This is a genomic window from Clostridium aciditolerans (assembly GCF_016316925.1).
In the GTDB taxonomy this organism is placed as follows: domain Bacteria; phylum Bacillota; class Clostridia; order Clostridiales; family Clostridiaceae; genus Clostridium_AM; species Clostridium_AM aciditolerans.
In genome coordinates this window covers 1-2,311 of the sequence record NZ_JAEEGB010000067.1, presented here as the reverse complement: position 1 = coordinate 2,311, position 2,311 = coordinate 1, and the positions used below count along the sequence as shown (strand labels likewise).

2 protein-coding genes are annotated in these 2,311 nt (G+C 29.3%); one reads left to right on the top strand and one right to left on the bottom strand.

The genetic code is table 11. The features are described from left to right. Positions 1 to 118 precede the first annotated feature (118 nt). Positions 119 to 547, bottom strand: a complete 429-nt coding sequence (locus I6U51_RS24500; protein ID WP_211145163.1) for a GNAT family N-acetyltransferase — start codon at positions 545 to 547, stop codon at positions 119 to 121. A gap of 131 nt (positions 548 to 678) precedes the next feature. Between I6U51_RS24500 and I6U51_RS24495 the strand changes: the two genes are divergently transcribed. Beyond that, on the top strand, positions 679 to 2,055 hold the full coding sequence (locus I6U51_RS24495) for an aminotransferase-like domain-containing protein (RefSeq protein ID WP_211145162.1): 1,377 nt from the start codon (positions 679 to 681) through the stop codon (positions 2,053 to 2,055). Positions 2,056 to 2,311: the final 256 nt, after the last annotated feature.

The window sequence follows — 2,311 nt, the reverse complement described above, 5'->3', positions numbered from 1 at the left end:
ACTCTAAAGTTCTAAGGTTATCTTAAAACCCTTCACTAAAACTGGCACAAAGTTTTTAAATCTACTTCAGCTTTGGAAACATATCCCTCTGCATAAGTTAACTTTCTAGTTAGTTTCTCTATATTTGCTTAGTTAAAATCATATACAATTCAGGATTAGATATAGCATCAAAGCCGTATTTTTTATAAAGCCCATGTGCAGTGCTAGTTGCTAACATTGTTTTTTTAACACCTTTAATTTCATCATGATTTACAAGGCATTCCATCAGCCATTTCCCAAGCCCTAAGCCTCTATAATTTTCATCGATATATACATCACATAAATATGCAAAGGTTGCATAATCTGTAACAAGTCTTGCAAAACCAACCTGAATATCTTCCTTAAATAGACTAAAGCATAATGAATTTTCTATTGAGCGTAAAATGGTATCTTTATTTCTAGTATTTGCCCAGTAAGATTTTGATAGAAAGGAGCACACAGCTTCTGCATCAACTTTCTTTCTATCTGTATATATTGTAAATTGATCCCGTTTATATTCTTTAGACATAAAAGCACCTCCTAAAAATAATACATTATTTTTGTTAAGTTTTGTGGTACAGTTATAGTATATTTGCAATTTTTACTTTAAACAATAATAAAAATATCAAAGTGTACCAGCACAGAATGAGGTGATATGTTTTGGCTAAATATAAGTTAATATTGGATTTTATAAATAATCAGATAGTTGATGGAAAAATAAAACCTGGGGAAAAGCTGCCTTCTATAAGGGAATTGTGCAAATTATTTGGCTGCAGCAAGGCAACAGTAATTAGAGCTTATGATGAACTTGAAGAAAACCATATGATATATGCTGTACCACAAAGTGGTTATTATTTAGTTCCCAATAATATGAATGACAACAGTAATTATAACAATAATATAATAAACTTTTCAGAAGCATCACCAGATAGCAATGCATTACCTTATATAGAGTTTCAACATTGTTTAAATCAAGCAATAAACATATATAAGGATAGTCTTTTTAATTATTCTAATCCTCAAGGCTTGCAGCCATTATTAAAAGTTTTATCAAAGGATTTTCAAAAATATCAGGTATTTGCTGATGAAGATAAAATATTTATAACTAGTGGTTCACAACAGGCAATTAATATATTGAGTACATTACCATTTCCTAATGGCAAGAGAAATGTACTTGTAGAACAACCTACCTACTATGGTGCATTAAAATCCCTTGAATATAATGGAGTCACGGCGATTGGGATTAGAAGAACCTATAAAGGGTTAGACTTTAGTGATCTAGAAAGGATCTTTAAGAATGGGAATATAAAGTTTTTTTATACAATTCCTAGATTTCACAATCCTACAGGAGGATCCTATTCATTAGAAGAAAAGAAACAAATATTAAAACTAGCTGAAAGATATGATGTATATATAGTAGAAGATGATTATTTAGGGGATTTAGATATTAATAGCAAAGTAGATCCTATTTATTCATATGACGATAATAACAGAGTTATATATTTGAAAAGTTATTCTAAAGTATTTTTGCCTGGACTTAGAATTGCAGCTTTGGTACTGCCTAAAATGTTAACCAACATATTTTCTAAGTACAAATCCTGCGCAGATATAAGTACATCAGTACTTTCGCAGGGAGCGTTAGAAATATATATTAAAAGTGGAATGTTTGATTCACATACAAGAAAGATAAAAAAACTCTACTCAGAAAGGATGAATTGCTTAAGAGATGTAATACTATCTACAGATAAAAATAGTGGAACATGGAACATACCATCATCAGGCTTCTTTGCAAGTATTGATATAGATAATAATATAAACTTAGAAAACTTAATTAATAATTTAAGAATAAGAAATGTAAGAATTAAAAACATCAAGGATAACTATCTGTTTAATTTTAATGGTGACAAACTGATAAGAATAGGTATATCTACAGTTAATGAAGAAAAGATAAAAAAAGGAATACCTATATTAATAGAAGAGATAATAAAAGAAAAGAACAACCTTTGGAAAACCTCAAATGATTTTTTTAGTTTATAAAAATATAATTTTAGTTATCTCTAAGGAAGCTTCGTTAAGATCTAACATAAAGTCATTAAATGTACTGTGAAATGTACTCTTATGAATACCTTAGTTAAGCGAAATATAAAAGCTATTTATCTATGTAGGGAAACTAACTAGAAAGTTAACTTATACAAAGGGATATGTTTCCAAAGCTGAAGGTAGATTTAAAAACTTTGTGTCAGTCTTAGTGAAGGGTTTTAAGACAACCTTAGCATCTTCGAGTTGTCTGAGC